The sequence below is a fragment of the Streptomyces shenzhenensis genome, assembly GCF_003688995.1.
Lineage (GTDB): Bacteria > Actinomycetota > Actinomycetes > Streptomycetales > Streptomycetaceae > Streptomyces > Streptomyces shenzhenensis_A.
In genome coordinates, this window is the sequence record NZ_PENI01000098.1 from 1 (window position 1) to 777 (window position 777).

Sequence of the window (777 nt, forward strand, 5' to 3'; positions counted from 1 at the left end):
CTCGAGTGGACCGAGTTGGATCAGCGGGCGGTGGACACCGCGCGCGTCCTGGCCGCCGATGCCGTACAGAAGGTCGGCAACGGCCATCCCGGTACGGCGATGAGCCTGGCACCGGCCGCCTACACCCTCTTCCAGAAGGTGATGCGCCACGACCCCGCCGACCCCGACTGGGTCGCCCGCGACCGCTTCGTCCTGTCCGCCGGCCACTCCTCCCTGACCCTCTACACCCAGCTCTACCTCGCCGGCTTCGGACTCGAACTCACCGACCTCGAAGCCTTCCGCACCCACGGCTCCCGAACCCCCGGCCACCCCGAATACGGCCACACCAAGGGCGTCGAGACCACCACCGGACCCCTCGGCCAAGGCATCGCCAACGCCGTCGGCATGGCCATGGCCGCCCGCTACGAACGCGGCCTGTTCGACCCCGACACCCCCCACGGCGCCTCCCCCTTCGACCACCACATCTACGTCATCGCCGGCGACGGCTGCCTCCAGGAAGGCGTCTCCGCCGAAGCCTCCTCCCTCGCCGGCCACCAGCAACTCGGCAACCTCATCCTCCTGTGGGACGACAACCACATCTCCATCGAGGGCGACACCGAGACCGCCGTCTCCGAAGACACCCCCAAGCGCTACGAGGCCTACGGCTGGCACGTCCAGCGCATCACCCCCAAACCCGACGGCGACCTCGACCCCCACGCCCTCCACACCGCCATCGAAGCCGCCAAACAGGTCACCGACAGGCCGTCGTTCATCGCGATGCGCTCCATCATCGCCTGG

General features: G+C 69.2%; 1 protein-coding gene. It reads left to right on the plus strand.

The window, feature by feature from the left end; all coding sequences use genetic code 11:
• Positions 1–777, plus strand: a 777-nt coding sequence (locus CTZ28_RS46370; RefSeq protein ID WP_472926685.1) for a transketolase family protein, incomplete at both ends; no start/stop codon positions are given.